We start from the raw sequence: 22684 nt of genomic DNA on the forward strand, positions 1-22684 counted from the left end.
ATAAGGAAGTTTGAGATTCCTTATGATGAATTGAAGAGAAGGACAGGGATCAGGGGGGAAGAAAAATGATCCCGGGTTTCTTCCCCTTGTGACGAATTCGTCCTCTGCTACTTGCCGGCCACAACGCGGACCATCTCCAGAATCTTGCTGGAGTAGCCCCACTCATTGTCGTACCAGGAAACCACTTTTACAAAATTGCCGTCCAGAGCCATTCCCGCTTCCGCATCGAAGATCGAGGTTGCGCTTTCGCCCCGAAAATCGGTGGAAACAACCTTCTGGTCCGTATAGGCCAGCACACCTTTCATCGATCCCTCGGATGCCTTCTTCATGGCATCGCAGATTTCTTCGTAGCTGGCTTCCTTCTCCAGTTCAACGGTAAGATCCACCACGGAAACATCAGAGGTCGGAACGCGAAAAGCCATGCCGGTGAGCTTCGTATTGAGTTCCGGGATAACCTTGCCAACGGCTTTTGCCGCACCGGTAGAGGAGGGAATGATGTTTTCCAGAATACCCCTACCACCGCGCCAATCCTTGTTGGAAGGACCATCCACCGTCTTCTGGGTTGCGGTGGCGGCGTGAACCGTCGTCATCAGGCCGCGTTTGACGCCAAAGGTGTCGTTCAGTACCTTTGCAACGGGAGCGAGGCAGTTCGTGGTGCATGAGGCGTTGGAAATAATCGCCTGACCGTCATACGTATCGTTATTCACTCCATATACGAACATGGGTGTATCGTCTTTCGACGGCGCAGACATGATGACTTTCTTTGCGCCTGCGGCAATATGTTTCTGACAGCTTTCCTTGGTGAGGAAAAGGCCGGTCGACTCAACCACGACTTCAGCACCGACTTCTCCCCATTTCAGTTCAGCCGGGTCTTTAATCGCTGTCAGCCGTATTCTTTTGCCATTGACAATGAGGGTACTGTCTTCGATCGAAACATCCCCCTTGAAACGGCCATGCACGGAATCATGCTGCAGCATATAGGCGAGGTAGTCGGGCTCAAGCAGATCATTGATGGCAACGACCTCAATATCCGGAAAATTCTGGACTGCCGCGCGGAAAACCATTCGTCCGATACGGCCAAATCCATTGATACCGACCTTGATTGTCATGTTTTACACTCCTTGGATAAAAAAAGAATCCCGGCGCGGAGAAAATTTCCTCCGCGTTTCGGCTGGCAATTGGTCAGAATTAAATGACGCTGTTTACCGCCTTTACCACATTCTCTACGGTGATGCCGAAGTGCTTGAACAGCTCTCCAGCTGGCGCGGACTCACCGAAGGTATCGATACCGACCACTGCTCCCTCCAGACCCACATACTTGCGCCAGTAATCCGTCACGCCTGCTTCCACCGCCACGCGCCCTATACCCTTGGGCAGCACGCTGTTCTTATAATCGACATCCTGGCGGTCGAATACGTTTGTGCAGGGCATCGAAACGACGCGCACATGAATTCCCGTTTCGGCCAGCGCTTTTTGCGCCATCATCGCCAGGCCGACTTCCGAACCTGTGGCAATGATGACTGCCCGCGGTTGGTTGTCAGACGCTTCCGACAGGATATAGCCGCCCTTGTCGATCAGCTTGATCGTGTTCCCTTCGCGTTTCTGAAAGGGAAGGTTCTGGCGGCTGAAAATCAGTGTGGAGGGGCCGTCCTTGCGATCGATTGCCCGTGCCCAGGCAACGGTCGATTCAACCGTATCGCACGGGCGCCATACATCCATGTTGGGGATGTAGCGTAATGTCGCGGTCTGTTCCACCGGTTGGTGCGTAGGACCATCTTCGCCCAGGCCGATGGAATCATGGGTGAATACGAACAGGCAGCGTATTTTCATCAGGGCAGCCATGCGAAGCGCATTTCGCGCATATTCCGAGAACATGAGGAAGGTGGCGCCGTAAGGAATGATTCCTCCATGCAGCGCCAGTCCGTTCATGATGGCGCTCATGCCGAATTCGCGCACGCCGTAATATACGTAGTTGCCGCCATCCTGCCGGACGATGCCTTTTGAACCCGACCAGAGGGTAAGATTCGATCCGGCCAGGTCTGCCGAGCCGCCGACCAGTTCCGGCAACTTGGGCGCCAGCCCTTCAATCGCATTCTGCGATGCCTTGCGGCTTGCAATGGTTTCTTCCTTCGCATCAACACGGGCGACCAGTGCATCCACGTGCTCCTGCCACCCCTCCGGCAGTTCGCCTGCCATCCGCCGGCTGAACTCAGCCGCCTCAGCCGGGTATTTCGCAGCGTACTCCGCAAACTTGTGATTCCAGCCGTCTTCCAGTCTTTGCCCTTTTGCGCGCGCATCCCAGGTCTGGTAGACATCCTCGGGGATTTCGAATGGCAGGTGATTCCAGCCGATGTGCGGACGCGCAGCAGCTATTTCCACGTCGCCCAACGCCGCGCCATGCACCTCGTGAGTATTTGCCTTGTTGGGTGAGCCCATCCCGATCACGGTCTTGCAGCAGATCATGGAGGGTTTGTCCACCGCCTGTTTGGCTGCCTCGATGGCGGCTTCTACCGCTACCGGGTCATGTCCGTTGACATTCGGCACAACATGCCAGCCATAGGCTTCGAAGCGTTTGGGCGTGTCGTCTGTGAACCAGCCCTCTACATGTCCATCGATGGAAATACCGTTGTCGTCATAAAAACAGATCAGCTTGCCCAATCCCAATGTGCCTGCAAGCGAGCAGGCTTCATGGGAAATACCTTCCATCAGACAGCCATCGCCCAGGAATACGTAGGTATGGTGATTGACGATATCGAAGCCGGGACGGTTGAATTCCGAGGCAAGTATTTTCTCTGCCAGAGCCATTCCCACAGCATTGGTGATCCCTTGGCCCAGCGGACCTGTGGTCGTCTCGACGCCCGGTGTATAACCATATTCCGGATGGCCGGGAGTCTTGGAATGAAGCTGACGGAAGCGCTTGATTTCCTCCATCGGCAAATCGTAGCCCGTGAGGTGCAGCAGGGCGTAGATGAGCATGGATCCATGTCCATTTGACAAAACGAAGCGGTCACGGTCGGCCCACTTCGGATTTGCCGGATTATGGCGTAGGTGATGTATCCACAATACCTCAGCGATCTCAGCCATGCCCATAGGCATTCCCGGATGCCCCGAGTTGGCTTTTTGCACGGCATCCATCGCCAGTGCACGAATGGCGCTGGTCAGGTTCTTGAATACCGGCGCTTCAAAATCTCGAAATGTTCCCATGAACATGGACTCCTAGCTCAACAATTTATACGCACACAAAAACACCGCTCAAGTAGCGGTGCGGGTCGGCAAAACCATTATTATCGCTTAAGATAGGATGTCAGACAATATGACAAGCTCGATCGTAGAGAATGAATCTCAATTGCCGCGCAGTCTGATACCGAGCAGTTTGAGTTTGCGGTACAGATGGGTGCGCTCCAGGCCGGCGCGTTCCGCCACTCGGGTCATATTGCCGTTTTCCTGCTCGATAAGCTGTTCAAAATACGTTTTTTCGAACATGTCCCGCGCTTCACGCAACGGTATGTCGAGCGGAATGCCTCCCACTGCCTGTGAAGGCGAGGAAGGGGCCAGCATCTGCTTTACGTCTTCTGCCGATATTTCATCGCTGGTGCAGGTCAGTGCGAGGGTATGCACTGCGCCTGTCAGTTGTGAGAGATTTCCCGGCCAGTCGTGATTTCGCAGGCAGTTGAGGGCAGCGGTGCTGAATTGTCGCAACGGGACGTCTCCCGATTCGATGTAACGCGAGAGTATCTGGGTCGCGAGCTCGGGAATGTCTTCCCGATGCTCCCTCAATGCAGGCACGTTAATGCAAAGTCCGCTCAGCATCTCATACAGCCTTGGGTCGTAGACCCCTTGGGCCGCCAGGCTGGCAAGCGGCATGGAGGTCACGCATACGAGCCGGACACTGTATCTTTCCAGCTTGCCCAGCAGCAGCAGCAGTCCTTTTTGCGCCAGTTTGTTGAGTTCGCCGATCTCCTTGAGAAAAAGCAATCCTCCTTTTGCCTGTTCAAGTAACTCAAACGGAGCATTCGACAGGGCGGCGAGGGTATCGGGTTCTACCCATGGTGTATTCGGCTGGTGCAGAAAGCGGGCACACAGCTCCACGCCAGTCCCCGGTTCACTTATGAGCAGCACCGGTGTCGTGAGGCTGGCAACCTGTTCCAGTCGTCTTTTCAGGTCTGTAATCAGCGCCCCGCGTCCCAGGCTCGCCAGGGGAAGCGTCATGCGTGGCTTGGCCTGTCCGCTGCGCAATGCGCGGCCGACTGTGCTCAGCAGTTTTTGCAGCGGTACCGGTTTTTCGAGATAGGCCGCTGCCCCCATACGCGTGGCTTCTACCGCGGTGTCGATTGTGCCATGCCCTGACATCATTACAACGGGCATGGTGAGAAGTCCGCTGCTGACCCATTCTTTCAGCAGGGTGATGCCATCAGTATCCGGCATCCAGATATCCAGCAATACCAGATCAGGACGAGCCTGTTTCCGCCACGCGCGCGCCTGTGCGGCATTTTCCGCGAGGGCGACGCGATAACCCTCATCGCGCAGGATTTCGGACAAAAGCTCGCGGATGCCGATTTCATCGTCGACGATCAGTATCGTATTGTTGCTCATAATTCCAGGAATGGATTTGCTTGCCACGGAAATGAAATTGAACGTCAAGCCTTACCTCTCATTCTTTTGACTGCATTTCACAGAAAAGTGAAAGCGCAGGTTTGGCCGCGATCGGTCGGAGCCATCTATCCTTGAGAGAAACCACGAGCTTGTCCGGCGAGACGGGGAGTATGATTGAAATACGCGCACCGTGCGGCTGCATATTTTCAATCTGAATCGTTCCCCTGTGTTCTTCGATTATCTTTTTTACAATGGGAAGACCGAGTCCGGTTCCTTTCGGTTTTGTTGTCACATAGGGTTCAAATACCCGTGCTCTCACCTGTTCAGGAAATCCCCCGCCGTTATCGCTGACGGTGAAACGTATTCCTGAGGACAGGGTTTCCGTTTGTATCATGATTGCGGGTTGAGCCAAACCGGCCAGCGCATCCTGGGCATTCTGCAGGAGATTGTGTATCACCTGGCGCAGTCGCGCGGAGTCCCCTTTCATCATCGGCAGGTCGGGCGCCAGAACCAGATCGATGTGCGGTTGCCGATTATCCGGCGCTGCTGTGGCTGGGCTTTCATATAAGGCGAGCACTTCCCGTACCAGCGCATTGAAATCCAGAAGGTGAAATTCGGGTTCAGGGGCGCGCGCGTATTCGCTGAATTCATTGACCATCCTTTTGAGCGCTTCCACCTGATTGACAATCGTTTCGGTGGAACGCTGCAGAATTTGAGCATCATTGTCATTCAGCTTCGCGGCAAGCTTGTGCTGTATGCGTTCGGCGGACAGTTGTATCGGGGTCAAGGGATTCTTTATCTCATGCGCCAGACGCCGCGCCACCTCTCCCCAGGCTGCTGCGCGCTGAGCTTCCAGCAGATGGGTGATGTCGTCGAACACGACGACGCCTCCTCCGCCCGGCACATGCGCCAGCCATGTTCCTCGTAGCAGCAGGACCTGACGCGTGCCCTCTCTCGTTCGCTCCACCTGGCGCTGCCACTCGCCCTTTATTTCCGGGTGAAATCCTTCCAGAATTCCATATGCGAAAGCGTTCAACCCGGATTCACGCATCGCGCATTCCTCGATCGTCAATCCTTCCAGGCCGGGCAGTGGAACGTTCAGGATTTGCTCCGCGCTCAGATTGGCTGTGCGCAAGCGCAGGCTTTCATCGAATACCAGGACGCCCGAGGAAAGATTGGCCAGGATATTTTCCAGATAAGCCCGCGCACTTTCCACTTCCTGCTGATTGTGCTGGGCAGTTATCCGCGCTTCCTCCAGCTGCTGAGTCATGAGATTGAATGATTCGGTCAGTACGCCAAGTTCGTCGCGGCTCCGTACCGGATGACGTCTGCTGAAGTCGCCCTGTGCCACTGCTCGCGTGCCCTCCGCCAGCATTCCTAGGGGCGCGCTGAGCCGCTCGCTGATCAGGAATGCGGCGGCCAGGGCAGAGAAAAGCGCAAGCAGCAGTGCGAGCGTCAGGGTCACCCCGTAGAGGTGTTTGAGACCTTCGCGCGACAGCAGCAATTCCTGGTAGTCCCGATAGGCTGCCTGTACTATTTCCGCGTCTTCTGCCAGTTGTTTCGGCACGGGCTGCGTCAACTGCAGAATGCGCGTATTGTTTCTTACGCCGGGAACATCGATAGGTGACCATACCTTCAGGTACAAACCCTCGCCGGGAATTGATTCAATCGTGCTGTACCCGTTCTCCGTCCTGATCTGATGCATTGACGTCGTGCTGAGCACGTCAGGTACGGTTTCACTCGTGTCCGCACGTGCAAATGCAACGACGTTACCTTCGTGATCAAACAGGACTGCTTCCCGCACCTGCGTTTGATGAACGAGCTGGTTCAATGCCGGCCGCAAGGGCCCCGTTTGCTCGGATAATGCAAGCGCAGCGAGATCGGCTTTTCTGTGCAGATCTTCCAGCCGGCTGTCGAGAATGGTGCGTCCCAGTTCCAATCCGCCTTCCAGAGCGCGATCCACTTTTACGTCGAACCACGATTCGATGCTTTTTCCCAGAAATTGGACTGATATGCTATAGACCAGGACACCCGGGAGCACCGCCATCAGCGAGAAGATCAGCAACAGGCGCAGCGCCAGCCTGGAACCGAATACGCCTGCCTGAAGCCTGCGTCTGAGCCTCCATAGCAGGTATCCGACGATTGCCATGAGGAACAGCACCAACCCGGCGTTGAGCCTGATCAGAAGCCTGTATTTACGGTCAAAGAGCCCGGTATCGGCGCCAGCGCTCGCGAGCAGGAACAGCATGATCGCCCCCAGCACCACGCCGGCGATGATGAGGTATTTCATCATTTGCTGCTGTCCTGCAGCTTCTGGGGGGGTAGGCGGGTATCCCATCGCAAAGTACCGGAACCAAGATCCCATTCCCGGGAGCCAAGCGTTTCCACCTGGAACGGCTTGGGCAGCGCCGCTATGTCGAGACGCATGCGCAATTCCACGGTATATTCCGCGTCCGGGATCAATTCTTCACTCGCGTTGATCGGCCGGTCCCGCACGCGGCTCAACGCCTGTAACGCGTCGTTGAGCGAACCGAAGCTCTGTGACAATGCCCCTCGCGTCAGGCGATACTGGCGGGTCAGTGCGTAGTAGCTCAACCCTTCGCGTACCCTGCTATAGCCTACTCTTTTATCGAACCAGTACCAGCGTGAGTTCACCAGGCCGAGCTCCGTGACAAAATAAAGCACAATACCCTTCTCCAGTGCGTGCTCCAGTTTGTGATTGAGAGTGATCTGGAAATCGGCGTCAAACTCGTAGACGCCTTCCACTGGTTTGATTCTGACCGACTTGATTTCTATGCGTGCTTCCGCATGTGCGCTGGATGCCTGTCCTATGAGCACAAGCAGCAGCATTGCCGCTGTCATGCGTAGGAGACGCGCCAGGAAATCAGAGCTTTTCAAGCAATGCATAAAAAAAACCGTCGTGATGGGGATCCGGCAACAACTGCCCGTCGACTATTTCTGGCACGGAAAAGGGCAGCAGACGAGCGTCGGGGTGATGATTCAGGAAGCTTTCCACCTGAAGACCGTTTTCCTCTGCGAATATGGAACAGGTGACATAGAGCAATTTGCCGCCTTTGACCAGGGTTTGCCAAAGGGCATCCAGCGTTTTACGTTGTATCTCGGCAAACTGCGCCAGGTCGCTTTCGCGCCGCAGCCATTTGATGTCGGGATGACGCCGCGCCACCCCGGACGCAGAACAGGGGACATCAGCCAGGATGCGATCGAATGGCCTTCCATCCCACCACTCCTCCGGGTGCGTGGCGTCGCCCTGAATGATGCGATAAGGCTTGAGGCCGAGACGAGTGAAATTCTGCTTTAGCCGTTCTACCCGCTCGCCATCATTGTCAACTGCGATCAATTCCAGATCGGCCAACTCAAGCAGATGAGCGCTTTTCCCGCCAGGCGCAGCGCAGGCGTCCAGCACGCGCATTCCGCTCTGGGGGTATAGTAACGGCGCTGCCATTTGGGCGGCCACATCCTGAACTGATACCAGGCCTTGACCGAATCCCGGCAGTTTTTCCACTGGGACGGGGTGAGATAGTTCAAGCGCCTCTTCTGTCCAGTCGTTTTCCGGTCGCCGGGCATTCAGTCCGGCATTGTGCAGCAGGTTCTGATAGGCTTCAACGTTTGTTCTCCGCCGATTGACCCTGAGCGCCATGGGCGGCCGTCGATTGGCAGTTTCCAGTACAGCCTGATAGCGTGAGGGATATTGCGCATGGAGTCTGTCGATCCACCATTGTGGATGAGAATACCTTCCTACATCGGTTGCCGCCGTTTGTTCAAGCAGAGCAGGACGTTTGCGCAAGAAGTTGCGCAATATCGCATTGACCAGTCCGCCTACACTTTTCGCATGCCGAGGATCCCGCGTGTTCCTGCTATTCCTGCTATCGATCGAGGGACTGCAGGAAGCGGATACCGCGCTGTCCACTACGACATGCGGCGCTGTTTTGCTGTATTGAAGCTGATACAGTCCCACCAGCAGCAGGTAGCGCAAACCCTGATCCTTCAGTGGCTTGTTCAGCAATAAGCCAAGCAATATGTCCAGTTGACCATAAAAGCGCAGTACGCCATAGCTTAAATCCTGAATCGCACCGCGCTGCTGGTCAGAGAGGCCGCTGTGGCTGCGCCAGGTTTCCTGCAAAACGGTTGTCAGACTCGCGCCGCTCAGCACTCTTTCAACAGCGGTGGCGGCCAGGCGCTGGGTCCTGATCATTCCCGGCTTTCAAAACGATCGCCCCGCTGCAGAGAATGCCCCAGAAGGAATTCAGCGGACCTTAATTTTTTACCTCCGGATTTTTGCACGATCTCCAATACCAAGGCATGCTTGCCGCATGCAACGACAATTCCGTCTGGCCTTACTGCAACGATTTCCCCCGGTTTTTCATCTGCCTCTGCAGTATCTACGCTGGCCTGCCACACTTTCATGGAAATTCCATTCACGGTGGAATGCATGCCAGGACGAGGATTAAAGGCCCTCACTGCGCGATCAATGTTTTCAGCATCCATCCGCCAGTCAATTTCGGCTTCCACCTTTTCCAGTTTGGAGGCGTATGTCGCCGCCAGATCATTCTGGGGAGTGGCGATAATTTTTCCTTGCTGCAACAAAGCCAGCACCTCTACGATACAGGACGCTCCCAGTTGCCCAAGCTTTTCATGCAATGTTCCGGCAGTATCCTCCTTTGCGATTGTAATACTTCGTACCAGCAGAATGGGGCCGGTATCGAGACCGCGATCCATTTGCATGATCGTAATTCCTGTTTCCCGGTCTCCCGCCAGAATCGCGCGTTCGATCGGAGCTGCTCCGCGCCATCTGGGCAGTAACGAGGCATGAATGTTGACGCAGCCAAGTTTCGGAATATTCAGAACGGAGAAAGGCAGAATCAATCCATACGCGGCGACAATCATGATATCCGCCCCGATGGCATCGAGTTGCGCATGCAACTCGGGTTGGCTGAGGGAGGAGGGTTGCAGCAGATCAAACCCGTGCTTTTGCGCCAGTAACTTCACTGCACTGGGAACATTTTTCATGCCTCTTCCGGCAGGGCGATCCGGCTGGGTCAGCACCAGTGCAATTTCGTGTCCGGCATCTGCCAGCGCTTCAAGCGCGACAGCGGCGAAAGGAGGCGTTCCGGCAAAAATGATTCTCATGGGGATAGGCAGAAGCAGGCGCTCGACCGCAAGAAAGGGCTGTCAGTGTTCGCATCCCCTTCCCGCTGCCAGCGCCGGTCAGCAAACTCTCCGGATAATCTCGCATTGCGGGTTGCATTGGGGTTGCTGTGGAAACAGGGAAATGCGCCGTGGAATGTACCAAAAGCTTGCAAGAGACGCACAATAAAGATATAAATTTTTACGCGGTCTGCTACATCACCTTTCGGCGCTGTTTCCGGAATTTTGCCTGAATCCTCGATTGCTTCATCTGTGACCAATACTCCACAAATACTTTTCCCAGCAGGTGGTCCATTTCATGCTGGATACATACCGCCAAAAGGCCGTCGGCATCCAGCGTGAAGGGCTCGCCGTTCTTGTTCAGTGCTTCAACGGTAATCTGCGCAGCACGCTGTACCTTGCCAAATATGCCAGGTACGGACAGACAGCCTTCCTCATAGTCCGATTCTCCGTCGCGTGCGGTGATTTCCGGATTGATCAGCACAAGCAGCTGGTCCTGGGTATTGGAAATATCGATTACGATAACGCGCTTGTGCACATCCACCTGAGTGGCAGCCAACCCGACTCCCGGAGCGGCGTACATGGTTTCCGCCATATCCTGCACCAGGACGCGTATTTCATCGGTGACTTCGGGAACCGGGGCCGCAATGGTGTGCAACCGTTCGTCAGGATATTGCAATATTTTTAATAACGCCATAAAAAGGCTTGAACATAAAAGAAACTGAATGCAAAATTCAAGGCGATGCCTGATAGCGGATCGTCCGCCGCACCCTCGCAGGATTCCTTCGGATATATTATATCCTGATTTACGCAACCTTCTTTTCTCCGACCTTCAATCACTGCTAAGTTCCTATATCTCATCAGATTGTCCTGTCATGACGGTAATCGGAGATTTGCCTCCAGGTTGATCACCATGAGTTCTGCAGTGGTGAAGGAATGAAGACCACCGGCCGCAGTTACGGGATGAAAAGGCCATGTCATCAATACCTGACCAGGTAATTTCGCAGCGGAATATCGAACCGGATATCGAATCCTGGCTTGCTCTGGATTTGATCGATGGCCTGGGTGACGAGTCGACGAGGTGTCTGCTTGCGGTTTTTGGCAGTCCCGCTGCAATTCTTTCGGCGAGCATGGCTTCATTGGAACGCGTGGTTAAAAGGAAGGTGGCGCACAGCATTATCGGGGGAGCTGACCCGCAAAAGCTGGGCGCTTCGCTCAGATGGCTGGAAGACCCGCAGAATTCCGTCATCACTCTGGCAGATCCGGATTATCCCGCACTGTTACTCAATATCCCCGATCCTCCGCCGCTTCTCTACGTCAAAGGAAGACGTGGTTTGCTGAACACACCAATGCTTGCCATTGTCGGCAGCCGGAATGCTACGCCCCAAGGTCTTTCCAATGCAGAAGCTTTTGCCGAGGCAGCGAGCAATGCGGGGTTTTGCATCGCCAGTGGCATGGCGCTCGGCGTGGATGCCGCAGCACATCGTGGAGGGCTGCGAGGAAGGGCAGGGAGTGTTGCCGTGGTGGGTACCGGACTGGATATCGTTTATCCCGCAAGCCATCGCAAGCTGGCGCATGAGTTGGCGGAAAAGGGTGCGCTTGTCTCCGAGTTTCCGCTGGGTACGCCTCCCATCGGCAGCAATTTTCCGCGTCGCAATCGCATCATCAGTGGCCTGAGCAGGGGGTGCCTTGTGGTCGAGGCTGCGGTGCAGAGCGGTTCTCTTATCACCGCGCGACAGGCGTTGGAGCAGGGGCGCGAAGTATTCGCCATTCCGGGCTCCATCCACTCGCCCTTGTCCAGGGGATGCCATGCACTCATCAAGCAGGGCGCCAAGCTGGTGGAAAGCGCAGGGGATATTCTGGAGGAGTTCGGCTGCCTACCTGGAGCTCCCGCCCTCATTCCGGAATGTGATGAGGCTGCAAGAGAAGAATTTTTGCTGTTGAAACACCTCAGCCACGACATCATCGATGTCGATACCCTCTGCATTCGTAGCGGCTTGACGGTAGAAACGGTATCGGCGATGCTGTTGACGCTTGAACTGGACGGCATAATCGCCAGTCTTCCCGGCGGGCGTTACCAGCGGCTCCGGTAGGTTACGGTGTTCGAGGTGTGTACGGTTTCCATGTGATAACCAAGTCTGGAGGAGGTAACGCGGGGCCGGAAGAAATTGCAAAAGCTGCAGCGACCGGTGCGGAAGGCATGATTCCGTGCGGAGAAGCATGGCTGTTTTTCTGTTCAGCTTGCCTGTTTTCGGGCATTCCTATCATGATGACGTTTTTGGTTCCGGGTCGCTGGCAGTGCTATCTATTTTTGCCTGCCACCTGTTATGCTGATGAATCGCGTGGAGGTGCGCGACATTTACAGGAGTTTCATGGGTAAAACTTTAATCATTGCCGAGAAGCCTTCTGTTGCCGCAGACATTGCGCGTGTCCTGGGCGGATTCACGAAACATACCGATTACTTCGAGAACGATGAATATGTCGTGTCGTCTGCCGTAGGGCACTTGCTTGAGCTCGCGGTTCCTCCTGAACACGAAGTCAAGCGAGGGAAATGGAGCTTTACGAATCTGCCTGTCATTCCACCGCATTTTGACCTCAATCCCATCGAGAAAACCGAATCGCGGCTGAAGCTTCTGACCAGGCTCATCAAGCGGAAGGATGTGGACGCGCTGATCAATGCTTGCGATGCAGGCCGGGAAGGGGAACTGATTTTTCGCTACATCACTCGCCATGTTGGAACCAGAAAACCGGTTAAACGACTATGGCTGCAATCGATGACGCCCACTTCCATCCGGGAGGGTTTCAATAAGCTGCTGGATGATGAGGACGTGTGGCCATTGGCGGAAGCAGCGGTAAGCCGCTCGGAAGCTGACTGGCTGGTGGGCATAAACGGCACACGCGCCATGACCGCATTCAATTCGCAGGAAGGCGGCTTCCATAAAACCACGGTGGGACGTGTACAAACTCCTACATTGGCGATTCTGATCGAGCGCGAGGACATCATCAAGAAATTTGTCCCTCGCAGCTACTGGGAAGTGCATGCAACGTTTTCCGTCCGGGAAGGAAGCTATAAGGGTCGCTGGTTCGACGAGTCGTTCACGAAAGCCAAAAAAGACAATGAGCAAAAACCGGAGCGACTATGGGATCACGCGACTGCGGAAGCTATCCGCGCCAAGTGCCTCGGCAAATTCGGCGTCGTCACCGAAGAATGTAAGCCTGCTACCGAAACCTGCCCTTTGCTCTATGACCTTACCAGTTTGCAGCGCGACGCCAACGGCCGTTTCGGCTTTTCCGCCAAGACTACGCTCGCACTGGCACAGGCATTATATGAAAAGCATAAGGTGTTGACTTATCCACGCACGGACTCGCGGGCTCTGCCGGAGGATTATATTGCTACCGTCCAGGAAACCCTGGGTTCTCTAGAAAATACGAGGTACAGCACATTTGCCGGGCAGATTCTCAAAGCGGGCTGGGTGAAACCCAATAAACGTATATTCAACAATGCAAAAATCTCCGACCACTTTGCGATCATTCCTACGACCATTGAAGCCCGGGGTTTGAACGAGGTGGAGTCAAAACTGTACGATCTTGTTGTCAAGCGTTTTCTCGCGATATTTTATCCAGCGGCTGAATTTCTCGTTACCACCCGTATCACGCGAGTGGAGAACGAGCCCTTCAAGACGGAAGGCAAGGTCCTGGTCAATCCCGGCTGGCAGGCCGTTTACGGCAAGGAGGCGCAGCCTTCGGGCACAGAGGACAGTTCGACTCTGGTCAAGCTGGAGCCGGGTGAATCGGTGATCGCCGAGGAAATTGAGGTTGCTTCGAACCAGACCCGGCCGCCCCCCCGATTCAATGAAGCCACGCTGTTGTCCGCCATGGAAGGCGCGGGTAAATGGGTGGAAGATGAAGAACTGCGGGAAGCCATGAGCGCAAAGGGACTCGGCACGCCGGCGACACGTGCGGCCATTATCGAAGGCTTGGTATCGGAAAACTACATCCAGCGTGTGGGACGGGAACTGCATCCTACTGCCAAGGCCTTTTCCCTCATCACCCTGTTGCGCGGGTTGAAAGTACCGGAACTCACTTCGCCTGAACTGACGGGGGACTGGGAATACAAGCTGCGCCAGATTGAACAGGGAAAGCTCGAACGCAACAAGTTCATGGCGGAAATCGCGGAGATGACGAGCCATATCGTACAACAGGCAAAAAGTCATCGCGGTGAAACCATCAGTGGAGATTTTTCGACGCTCAAGTCGCCCTGTCCGAAATGCGGCGGCGTGATTCAGGAGACATATAAAAAATTTCAGTGCCAGAAATGTGATTTCGCGCTATGGAAAATTCTGGCGGGACGACAATTTGAAACGGCGGAAATGGAACAACTCATTACCCGGCGCGAGGTGGGACCTCTCCAGGGTTTTCGGAGCAAGATGGGACGGTTGTTCAACGCCAACATCAAACTGACTGATGAGTTCGAAATGAAGTTCGATTTCGGCGCAGACGGGGAGCAGGATGCCGAAGAGGTTGATTTTTCCGGGCAGGAACCGCTCGGAAAGTGTCCCCGCTGCAGCGGCCGTGTATTCGATCACGGCATGAGCTACCTGTGCGAAAAATCGCTCGGTTCTGCGCACACGTGCAGCTTTAGAATAGGGAAAATCATTCTCTCGCGACCGCTCGAGCGCGAGCAGGTTATGAAACTGTTGCAAACCGGCAAAACGGATTTGCTGACAAAGTTTATTTCCAAGAAGGGCAGGCCGTTTTCAGCCTATCTCGTTGCCGGCAAGGACGGAAAAATCGGGTTCGAGTTCGAAGTGAAGGAGGCAAAGGTTAAAACCCCGGCAGAGACGGAGGAAGCAAAGGTGTCGAAATCGAGGGCGAGGGCTGCGCCATTGAAAAAAACCCTCTCCGCGAAAACGAGGTGAGAAGGGCAGTGGAGCGCAGCCTGCTTCGTGAAGACCCGTGTCGGGAGATCGGAGGACTGAGAGAATGAAAGAAGAGGGAAAGAGCGTGATTGCGTAACGCTCATCCTTTATTGGGAGGCTGCTGAGGGCTGATGGGTTTCGATATAGGAGACGATATCTCCTACGGTGCTGAATCCCTTTGCTTCCTCGCTATCGAAATTGATGCCAAACGCATCTTCAGCGTCAAACAGAAGCTGGATCGTATCCATGGAGTCGAGCCCAAGCTCTTCAAATTTTGAAGACCGGTTGATAGTGGAAGCATCGATATTCTCGACTTTTGTGGCAATGAATTGTACGACCTTTGCTTCAATCTCCGCTGTGTCCATATCTAGTCTCTTCCTTCATGCAAGGGTTGTGAAAAGGATGCTCGCATTGTTGCCGCCAAATCCGAAAGCGTTACACAAGCCGGTGCGGACACTTCTTTTCTGCGCAACGTTGGGGGTGTAATCGAGGTCACATTCGGGATCAGCCTCATCAAGATTGATGGTCGGATGGATGGTGCCGGTATGAAGCGCCATGATGGTGGCGATACTGCCGATTGCTGCCGAGGCGCCAATGGAATGTCCTACCATCGATTTGGTGGCGCTGATGGCAATATCGGCGGCGCGCGCTCCAAAAAGATTTTTTATCGCCCGCGTTTCGACTGTATCGCCCAACGGCGTGGAAGTCGCATGCGCATTGATATACTCAATGGAATCCGGCTCCATTCCGGCGTCACGGATGGCTTCCCGCATGGCAGCTATCTGGCCTTCCATGTCGGGCATTACGATATGCGTTGCATCACATGCCTGTCCATAGCCGGCAAGCTCGGCATATATTTTCGCTCCCCGGCTGCGGGCCTGCTCTTCCTTCTCGAGAATCAGTATTCCGGCACCCTCTCCCATGACAAAACCATCGCGGCCTTTTGCGAAAGGACGCGAGGCTCCGGCTGGATTGTCGTTGGAAGTGGTGGTCAGGGCATGCAATATCTCAAAACCGTTGATGGTGAGCGGCAATACACACGCTTCAGCGCCGCCGGCAACCACCACGTCCGCTCTTCCTGCACGCAGGAGATCGAGTGCCGCGCCGATGGCATTGGCCCCCGAAGAGCAAGCTGTACTGGAGGTCAGGTTCATGCCTTTGAACCCATGCTTGATCGCGATCCAGGCGGCGGCGGAGTTGGCCATTGTGCGTGGTACGGTGAAAGGCGGTACCGGCTGGTTCCGAAACTTGCGCAGCGCGGACGATTCGAAGGTGGAAAAACCGCCCATTCCCGAACCTATGCTCACCCCAATGCGGCGAGATTCATAAGCATCAAGCCCGCCGGCGTCCTCGAGGGCAAGATGCGCAGCAAGCAGGGCAAGCTGGGTGAACCTGTCGGTTTGCTCGATATACTTTTGGGAGAGGAAGGTTGAAGGGTCAAAGTCCGCCACTTCTCCTGCAATTTGGGAACGCCTGCTCGATGCATCAAAGCTGGTTATTCTTTTTATTCCGCTCACACCATTGACAGCCGCTGACCAGAACTGGTCAATCCCGATGCCAATGGGGGAAACAACTCCCATCCCTGTGACGGCTACACGCATACAAAACCGGAAATAATCATAAGAATCTGCCCAACCTCATTATGTGGAGATATTCAAATGCAGTGAACAGGTGAGTTCTCATTGTGCAATGGGCAGCGCAATGAGTAGCGGAATCCCCCGGGAATCGTTGGCCGGCCATTGCCCGAAGGTTTCCGGGCTTCACGGTTGCACAGGACACTCGTATTGCTACTTTGCGTTGAATATCATTGGGAACAGGTATCTCAATATGCCTCCCATAATCCAGATGACGAGTAATAAACTCGAGATGACGGCTACTCCTTCGATAAGCGCTGACAAGAGCGTTGCAGCCAGGCTATCGAATTCCTGTTGCCCGGCTTCGTTGCGCCGGCGCCTGCGGCGGTTTCTTACCCATAATTGCAGCCCGATAACGACAGGAATAAGGGCGAGAGACACTAGCAGGCTATACTCAGAACTTTCCATCAATAATCAACCTTCCGCAAATAATCGTTACAGAATCCACTGCCAGTCGCTGTTTTCTTCTTTTCCTTTTACTTCATTCGCTATACTGCCGCTCATTCTCCGGACTGAGCGCTCGGAGATGGCAGGGATAAATGCTGAAATCCGCGCCAGGTAGCAGACCGCCAATTATAATATCACACGTCAACAAGATGTCATCGAGTTAACAAGTTAACATATCTGCCCTGTCCGCAGGGTATAGACTGGCTCCTGCCGGGACTGGGTAAAGCAGAAACGTTTCGGTCTTCCGTCAGCTCATTTCCGGCGTGCAGCCTTTCACGGTGCAAACATCTTCCGGTCTCTGGACCCAATGCACCCATGGAATATCCACATCTGACCATTACTTGTCCAGTTTTGCATGAAAAAAAAGATTAGCGGCCCAAACTTCTCGGAAGTCATTGTCCATCCGGTCAGAAGCTACCGGGAAATGGGGATTTTTATCGATATTCCCTGGAGTATTTACGCTGATGATCCCATGTGGGTGCCCCCTTTGCGGCTGGAACGACGTCTGCATTTTTCGAGATTCAACCCCTTTTTCAAGCACGGAAAATGGCAGGCATGGATTGCATACAGGGGTGATCAGCCGGTGGGAAGGATCAGCGCCCAGATCGATCAGCTGCATCGGGAACGCTACGGCGGCGATACCGGACATTTCGGTCTGTTCGAGTGCATAGATGATAAGGAAGTTTCCGCCGCGCTCGTCCAGACAGCTGAGGCATGGCTGAGCGCGCAGCAGACGAGGCATGTGACCGGTCCGTTCAATTTATCGATCAACCAGGAATGCGGCATATTGGTGGAAGGTTTTGATACCCCCCCGGTGGTGATGATGCCACATTCCCGCAGATGGTATGGTCGCCTGCTGGAAGAACAGGGGTATCAACAGGCAAAGGATCTGCTTGCCTATTGGATAGAGCTGGATTTCAAGGTGCCGCGGCTGATGGATGCCTTGATCGGTAAATTTGCGGATCAGGTGCGCCTGAGGACCCTGCGTCGCGACAAGTTCGGCGAGGAACTGGAAGTCCTGCGTGATATATTCAACGATGCCTGGTCCGAGAATTGGGGGTTCGTTCCTTTTACCCAGGCGGAGTTCGCAGAACTTGGCGCAAGCCTTCGCTTGCTCGTACCCGATGATTGTATCCAGATTGCGGAGGTCGACGGCATGCCCGCCGCTTTCATGGTGGCATTGCCAAACCTTAACGAAATTTTTGCCGAACTGAACGGACACTTATTTCCGTTTGGCTGGATCAGACTGGTCCGAATCAGATCCAGGGGAGGAGTGCATACCGGTCGCATACCATTAATGGGAGTACGCAAGCGCTTCCATAGTACTCCGCTCGGTATGGCGCTTGCCTTCATGGTCATCGACGCGCCGAGGGAACTCGGAAGAGTCATGGGAGTGAAGGCAATGGAATTATCCTGGATACTTGAGGATAACAAGCCCATGCGTGCCATTCTGGATAGTTTGGGCTGCAGGGAGTATAAACGCTACCGGATTTACCAGAAGATGCTGTGAATGCCGGATGGAGCAACTGAAGAACTGGAATCGGTAAACGATGCAATGAAAAAGAATGATCTGTTCACCGCCGTGGTGCTGGCAGCGGACCGCACGGCTCGCGATCCCATCTCTGTGGAAACGGGAGCGCCCTGCAAGGCGTTCGCGCGCGTCGGGGGAATCCCGATGATCATCCGCGTACTGGACGCGCTGGAAGCCAGCGGCATGGTGAAGAGCATTATTTTGTGCGGGCCACCGAAGTCTTTGCTGCCCGCTTGTCCGGAGCTGGAGGAACGTATTCGCAGTGGGCGCGTCGTCTGGCTGCCAAATCTCGATTCTCCCAGTCGCAGCGCGCGCAGCGGCCTCTCCCAGGTGAATCAGGAGGACCCGGTATTATTGACCACAGCCGATCATGCGTTATTGACACCGGCCATCGTGCAATATTTTCTTCGCAACTTGCAGGCGTCGGATTGCGATGCTGCTGTGGGGGTGGTCAAATATGAAGATGTGGCAGCTGCGTTTCCCGGGGCAAGGCGAACGGTAATAAGGTTAAAGGATGCGAATGTCTGCGGCTGCAACCTGTATGCCTTTCTCAATGACCGCGGCCGCGGTCTCGTATCATTCTGGCAACGTGCGGAAGACCTGCGCAAGCGACCGGTACGCTTGATCATGGAGACTTTCGGGTTCGCGACTGTCTTCTATTATCTGCTGGGATTATTGACGATAGAAAGAGGATTGAGAGCAGTCAGAAGAAAAACCGCCATCAGGGCGCATCCGGTATTCCTGCCTTATCCTCAGGCGGGGGTCGATGTGGACAAGGTTGCAGATCTGGTACTTGCGGAGTCGGTACTGGCGGGCAAGGCGCCGGCTGCCGGAGGAGGGGCCGATTTGCGCGAACCCACTCCCTGAAATGTGAGAGGCTTGAATTCCGATCAACGGCGACAGGCAACGTGAAAATAATAGAACGATATATCACGCGGGAACTGCTGATACCGTTTATGGTAGTCACCGTGATTCTCGCGACATTGTTTGCAAGTTTCAGCACTGCCCGTTTTCTGGCCGGGGCAGTGACAGATTCGCTTGGCCTTGTCCCCGTGCTCAGGCTCGTGTTTCTGAAAACGCTGATCGCACTGGAAGTGCTGATGCCCATTGCCCTGTACGTGGCTGTCATCATGGGGCTGGGCCGCCTGCACCGGGACCAGGAAATAGTCGTTTTGCGTTCCGCCGGAGTCAGTGAACATCGCATTATCTATGCAGTGCTCATCGTTGCGGTTCCTGTGGGGCTTATCAGTGGTTTTCTTTCCATTTTTGCGCGTCCATGGGCGTATGAGGAAAGCTACCTGCTCAATGCCCAGGCAGAGGCAGAGTTGAATACGGATCGGTTCCGCGCTGGGCGTTTCTACGGCAGCGAAAAAAAAGGCCGGGTGATTTATGTACAGGCCAAGGATAGCTCGGGCAAGCAGATGGGAGAGGTATTCCACTATCTGAACAAGCATGACAGCAGCGAGATCATTCTTGCCAGGAAGGCTTACCAGCCTGAGCTTGTGTTCGGCCAGCGCCCCCAGATACATCTGCTGGATGGCTCTATTTACCGGCTATCGCACACCGGAAAGGGCGATACCGTCGTCCAGTTTGAAAAGCTGGTTTATTTCACGGACAGCGGAAACGTAATGGATTACAGGCGCAAGGCTGCCCCTACCGCCGCATTGATGCAATCCGATCGGCCACGGGATACTGCCGAACTTCAGTGGCGGCTGTCGCGCCCGTTAGCAACGATCCTGCTGGCGCTGATAGCGGTGCCCTTCAGCCGCGCTTCACCCCGCCAGACAAAGGGGGACAAGACTTATTATCTGGCAGCTCTGGTTTTCGCCATCTACTATATTTTGAGCGGATTGGCCCAGACCTGGGTCGAGCAGGGCACGATCGGCAGGGTGCCGGGGGTGTGGTGGCTCTATGCTGTCATGCTGCTGTTTGCAATCTCGTTATTGTCGCCCGGTTTCTGGCGGAAGCTGCCTCTGCGCAGATGACCATAATTTACCGCTACCTGGCGCTCCAGGTTTTGATGGGTCTGGGAATCGCTACTGCGGTGCTTCTGCCGCTCTTCGGTTTCCTTGATTTGCTGGATCAGCTCGATGACGTGGGAAAGGGCACATACAGCATCAAGGATGCGTTTCTTTACACGGCTCTACTGCTGCCTCGACGGTTTATTCAACTCGCACCCTTCATCGCATTGATGGGCAATGTAACTGCATTGGGAAGGCTTGCCGTCGGATCGGAACTCACGGCGTTACGGGGAGCAGGTGTATCTCCGCTGGGCATCAGCCTCGCGCCCGTTGCCGTTGGAATAGTTCTTTTACTGCTTATTACTGTACTGGATCAGTTCGTGGCGCCGCAATTTCAGCAGAAGGCCATTTCATCCCGCGCAGCCGCGCTTGAGAAGAGTGCCGCGCTTGGCAAACAATTAGGGATATGGACGCGGGATGAGCGGAATATACTGCGAATCGGAGAAATGTTGTATGCGGGAAGGGCGGCGAACATCGAAATAATGCATTTTGACGACAATGGTTTCCTGTTACGCTATACGTATGCCAAGTATGCTGATATCATAAATGAGAGGTTGTGGGAGTTGAAGGACGTCGTCATCAAGACATTCAACGGTAACGCCGTGGAGATCGTAACCAGAGAATCGGTACCCTGGGAACCCTTCCTGAAGGAGGAGGATATCTCGACATTGACCAAATCGCCGGAAAGTCTCTCGCCCGCCGAGTTATTTTTACATGTGCATTTTCTGCGCGCTACAGGTCAGGAGTCGGATGCTTATGAGCTTGCCCTGTGGCGCAAGGCGGGCGGTGCCCTCACGACCATCGCAATGCTGTTGCTTTCGATTCCCTTTGTTTTTGGATCGGTGCGGACGGGGCTCGGCAACAGGCTCGTGGTCGCATCAATGCTCGGAATCAGCGTCTATCTGTTCGATCAGATCATTGCCAATGCCGGCTTGTTGCTGCATTTGAATCCCGCGCTGAGCGCACTTCTTCCAGGGGTGGTGCTGATCGCCGTGGCTTATTTCTGGTTACGGCGAATTTTTTAATAAACCCCGGATTTGTTCACGATTTTCTTGACCTGAATGCCTGCCGCAATCTCGCGGGAGGACTTGCGAAACCTATCAATTTGACAAATCCAGACGCAGAGATAATCAAGCAACCGGCGGATTCGTCGATGCCTGTTTATATCCATATCATTGGCGATAGCGAAACCGATATCTGGGGTTTGAGTGGCCGGGAACGTCTGCAGCGCATGTTAAAGGCGTTTGCCGGGACGAGGCTGGCCGACAATCCCGCACGGATTCCCCCTCCTGCCTCGGCACTGCTTTTACGCGGAGATTATCTTTTTGACGCTATCGTACTGGACGCGCTGATCAAAGCAAAAACGGATCTTATGCTCGTCAGCGATGAGAATAAGCCGGTCGCAGTGCGAATTTCCGGCGAGAACATGCAACAGGAGTTTGACGAATTTGCGCGCGGAGGAGAAGGGCAAACCCTTTCTTCCTTGCCGCGTTATGAGCTGAAAGACCTCGATCTGCCAAGTCTGCGCCAGAATCTCAAGAAAAGAGATGCTCCTTACGTTTTGCCGATCAGAAGGAATAGCCGCTGCAATCTCGAATCAGAGCTGTTCAAGCGGTCTTACAAAGGGGTGACCGATTTTGTGACAAAGTGGCTGTGGCCGGCGCCCGCGTTTCGAGCGGTGCGCTTCTGCATACGTGCGGGCTTGCAGCCTAACCATATTACGCTCCTCAGTCTTTTGTTTGCCGTGCTGGCCGGGGTTGCGTTCTGGTACGGTCTCTATGGATTGGGACTGGTGATGGGATGGTTCATGACCTTCCTGGACACCGTCGACGGCAAACTGGCGCGGGTAACCGTTACCTCCAGCCGCTTCGGTGATGTGCTCGACCACGGCCTGGATATCATTCATCCACCGCTCTGGTACATTGCCTGGGGCATGGGGTTGTCCGCCGACTATTCCTTATCCTCGCATCTGCCGCTATTATTCGGGCTGATTCTTATCGGTTACATCGGTGGGCGGCTGTGTGAGGGGGCATTCCAGTTCTGGGTCGCGTCATTCGATATTTTCATCTGGCGTCCACTGGATTCCTTCAATCGGCTCATTACTGCCCGCCGCAATCCCAACCTGGTTCTGCTGACATTCGGTTGGTTGGCAGGCAGGCCGGATATCGGACTCTTGTCCGTCGTGATCTGGCACCTGCTTTCGACCGGTTTTCTCGCAGTGAGAGTAGCGATGGGATGGCTATCGCGACGGTCGCGTGGACCCTTGCATTCCTGGTTTGAGGAGATCGTTGCGGGGCAGGATGAAGGAAAGTTGGTCGTTCGTATTTTTGTACCTTTAAGATCACGTAGATGACAGAAAGATCACGGGTCGAT

General features: G+C 54.6%; 18 protein-coding genes. 7 read left to right on the forward strand and 11 right to left on the reverse strand.

Translation table 11 applies throughout. From position 1 onward, the window contains the following. Positions 1–107: 107 nt before the first annotated feature. From gap to def, 8 genes are all read right to left on the reverse strand, one after another. Positions 108–1109 (reverse strand): type I glyceraldehyde-3-phosphate dehydrogenase, encoded by a 1002-nt coding sequence (gene gap / locus ACZ5BW_RS01930; RefSeq protein WP_464542000.1) that lies wholly within the window; start codon positions 1107–1109, stop codon positions 108–110. Between the two features lie 79 nt (positions 1110–1188). Beyond that, entirely contained in the window at positions 1189–3204 is a 2016-nt protein-coding gene (tkt, locus tag ACZ5BW_RS01935) for a transketolase (RefSeq protein ID WP_464542002.1), read from the reverse strand. Between the two features lie 138 nt (positions 3205–3342). After that, positions 3343–4593, reverse strand: a complete 1251-nt coding sequence (locus ACZ5BW_RS01940; protein ID WP_464542004.1) for a sigma-54-dependent transcriptional regulator — start codon at positions 4591–4593, stop codon at positions 3343–3345. 58 nt (positions 4594–4651) lie between these two features. Beyond that, on the reverse strand, positions 4652–6883 hold the full coding sequence (locus ACZ5BW_RS01945; RefSeq protein ID WP_464543749.1) for a sensor histidine kinase: 2232 nt from the start codon (positions 6881–6883) through the stop codon (positions 4652–4654). Then, entirely contained in the window at positions 6883–7500 is a 618-nt protein-coding gene (locus tag ACZ5BW_RS01950; protein WP_464542006.1) for a DUF4390 domain-containing protein, read from the reverse strand. The genes ACZ5BW_RS01945 and ACZ5BW_RS01950 overlap by 1 nt, the downstream gene beginning before the upstream one ends. Next, the gene (rsmB, locus tag ACZ5BW_RS01955; protein ID WP_464542009.1) at positions 7478–8806 is read right to left on the reverse strand and encodes a 16S rRNA (cytosine(967)-C(5))-methyltransferase RsmB; all 1329 of its coding nucleotides are present in this window, start codon (positions 8804–8806) and stop codon (positions 7478–7480) included. The genes ACZ5BW_RS01950 and rsmB overlap by 23 nt, the downstream gene beginning before the upstream one ends. Further along, positions 8803–9741 (reverse strand): methionyl-tRNA formyltransferase, encoded by a 939-nt coding sequence (fmt, locus tag ACZ5BW_RS01960; RefSeq protein ID WP_464542011.1) that lies wholly within the window; start codon positions 9739–9741, stop codon positions 8803–8805. The genes rsmB and fmt overlap by 4 nt, the downstream gene beginning before the upstream one ends. A 211-nt stretch (positions 9742–9952) precedes the next feature. After that, the gene (def, locus tag ACZ5BW_RS01965) at positions 9953–10456 is read right to left on the reverse strand and encodes a peptide deformylase (RefSeq protein ID WP_464542013.1); all 504 of its coding nucleotides are present in this window, start codon (positions 10454–10456) and stop codon (positions 9953–9955) included. Positions 10457–10733: 277 nt separating this feature from the next. Between def and dprA the strand changes: the two genes are divergently transcribed. Continuing rightward, entirely contained in the window at positions 10734–11852 is a 1119-nt protein-coding gene (gene dprA, locus ACZ5BW_RS01970) for a DNA-processing protein DprA (RefSeq protein ID WP_464542016.1), read from the forward strand. Between the two features lie 279 nt (positions 11853–12131). Further along, positions 12132–14678, forward strand: a complete 2547-nt coding sequence (locus tag ACZ5BW_RS01975) for a DNA topoisomerase III (protein WP_464542018.1) — start codon at positions 12132–12134, stop codon at positions 14676–14678. A gap of 107 nt (positions 14679–14785) precedes the next feature. Here ACZ5BW_RS01975 and ACZ5BW_RS01980 read toward each other — a convergent pair whose 3' ends face one another. The 3 genes from ACZ5BW_RS01980 to ACZ5BW_RS01990 form a co-directional block, all read right to left on the reverse strand. After that, positions 14786–15043, reverse strand: a complete 258-nt coding sequence (locus ACZ5BW_RS01980) for an acyl carrier protein (RefSeq protein WP_464542020.1) — start codon at positions 15041–15043, stop codon at positions 14786–14788. A gap of 15 nt (positions 15044–15058) precedes the next feature. Continuing rightward, the gene (fabF, locus tag ACZ5BW_RS01985; RefSeq protein WP_464574180.1) at positions 15059–16279 is read right to left on the reverse strand and encodes a beta-ketoacyl-ACP synthase II; all 1221 of its coding nucleotides are present in this window, start codon (positions 16277–16279) and stop codon (positions 15059–15061) included. A gap of 186 nt (positions 16280–16465) precedes the next feature. Continuing rightward, positions 16466–16720, reverse strand: a complete 255-nt coding sequence (locus ACZ5BW_RS01990) for a hypothetical protein (protein ID WP_464542024.1) — start codon at positions 16718–16720, stop codon at positions 16466–16468. 394 nt (positions 16721–17114) lie between these two features. Here ACZ5BW_RS01990 and ACZ5BW_RS01995 point away from each other — a divergent pair, with 394 nt between their 5' ends. The 5 genes from ACZ5BW_RS01995 to ACZ5BW_RS02015 all read left to right on the forward strand — a co-directional run bounded on the left by ACZ5BW_RS01995 (position 17115) and on the right by ACZ5BW_RS02015 (position 22664). Then, complete coding sequence (locus ACZ5BW_RS01995) at positions 17115–18269, forward strand: N-acetyltransferase (RefSeq protein WP_464542027.1); 1155 nt, start codon at positions 17115–17117, stop codon at positions 18267–18269. Continuing rightward, entirely contained in the window at positions 18270–19157 is an 888-nt protein-coding gene (locus ACZ5BW_RS02000; protein ID WP_464542029.1) for a nucleotidyltransferase family protein, read from the forward strand. Between the two features lie 41 nt (positions 19158–19198). Beyond that, positions 19199–20275 (forward strand): LPS export ABC transporter permease LptF, encoded by a 1077-nt coding sequence (gene lptF, locus ACZ5BW_RS02005; RefSeq protein ID WP_464542031.1) that lies wholly within the window; start codon positions 19199–19201, stop codon positions 20273–20275. Then, positions 20272–21336, forward strand: coding sequence for an LPS export ABC transporter permease LptG (gene lptG / locus ACZ5BW_RS02010; RefSeq protein WP_464542033.1), 1065 nt, complete (start codon positions 20272–20274; stop codon positions 21334–21336). Before lptF ends, lptG begins: the two co-directional genes overlap by 4 nt. Positions 21337–21464: 128 nt before the next feature. Beyond that, entirely contained in the window at positions 21465–22664 is a 1200-nt protein-coding gene (locus tag ACZ5BW_RS02015; RefSeq protein ID WP_464542036.1) for a CDP-alcohol phosphatidyltransferase family protein, read from the forward strand. Positions 22665–22684: the final 20 nt, after the last annotated feature.

The organism is Nitrosospira sp. TNL300 (assembly GCF_055385915.1).

Coding starts and splice junctions, on each gene's coding strand:
- gap (WP_464542000.1), bottom strand. CDS start 1,109: ATGACAATCAAGGTCGGTATCAATGGATTTGGCCGTATCGGACGAATG.
- tkt (WP_464542002.1), bottom strand. CDS start 3,204: ATGGGAACATTTCGAGATTTTGAAGCGCCGGTATTCAAGAACCTGACC.
- ACZ5BW_RS01940 (WP_464542004.1), bottom strand. CDS start 4,593: ATGAGCAACAATACGATACTGATCGTCGACGATGAAATCGGCATCCGC.
- ACZ5BW_RS01945 (WP_464543749.1), bottom strand. CDS start 6,883: ATGAAATACCTCATCATCGCCGGCGTGGTGCTGGGGGCGATCATGCTG.
- ACZ5BW_RS01950 (WP_464542006.1), bottom strand. CDS start 7,500: ATGCATTGCTTGAAAAGCTCTGATTTCCTGGCGCGTCTCCTACGCATG.
- rsmB (WP_464542009.1), bottom strand. CDS start 8,806: ATGATCAGGACCCAGCGCCTGGCCGCCACCGCTGTTGAAAGAGTGCTG.
- fmt (WP_464542011.1), bottom strand. CDS start 9,741: ATGAGAATCATTTTTGCCGGAACGCCTCCTTTCGCCGCTGTCGCGCTT.
- def (WP_464542013.1), bottom strand. CDS start 10,456: ATGGCGTTATTAAAAATATTGCAATATCCTGACGAACGGTTGCACACC.
- dprA (WP_464542016.1), top strand. CDS start 10,734: ATGTCATCAATACCTGACCAGGTAATTTCGCAGCGGAATATCGAACCG.
- ACZ5BW_RS01975 (WP_464542018.1), top strand. CDS start 12,132: ATGGGTAAAACTTTAATCATTGCCGAGAAGCCTTCTGTTGCCGCAGAC.
- ACZ5BW_RS01980 (WP_464542020.1), bottom strand. CDS start 15,043: ATGGACACAGCGGAGATTGAAGCAAAGGTCGTACAATTCATTGCCACA.
- fabF (WP_464574180.1), bottom strand. CDS start 16,279: ATGCGTGTAGCCGTCACAGGGATGGGAGTTGTTTCCCCCATTGGCATC.
- ACZ5BW_RS01990 (WP_464542024.1), bottom strand. CDS start 16,720: ATGGAAAGTTCTGAGTATAGCCTGCTAGTGTCTCTCGCCCTTATTCCT.
- ACZ5BW_RS01995 (WP_464542027.1), top strand. CDS start 17,115: ATGAAAAAAAAGATTAGCGGCCCAAACTTCTCGGAAGTCATTGTCCAT.
- ACZ5BW_RS02000 (WP_464542029.1), top strand. CDS start 18,270: ATGCCGGATGGAGCAACTGAAGAACTGGAATCGGTAAACGATGCAATG.
- lptG (WP_464542033.1), top strand. CDS start 20,272: ATGACCATAATTTACCGCTACCTGGCGCTCCAGGTTTTGATGGGTCTG.
- ACZ5BW_RS02015 (WP_464542036.1), top strand. CDS start 21,465: ATGCCTGTTTATATCCATATCATTGGCGATAGCGAAACCGATATCTGG.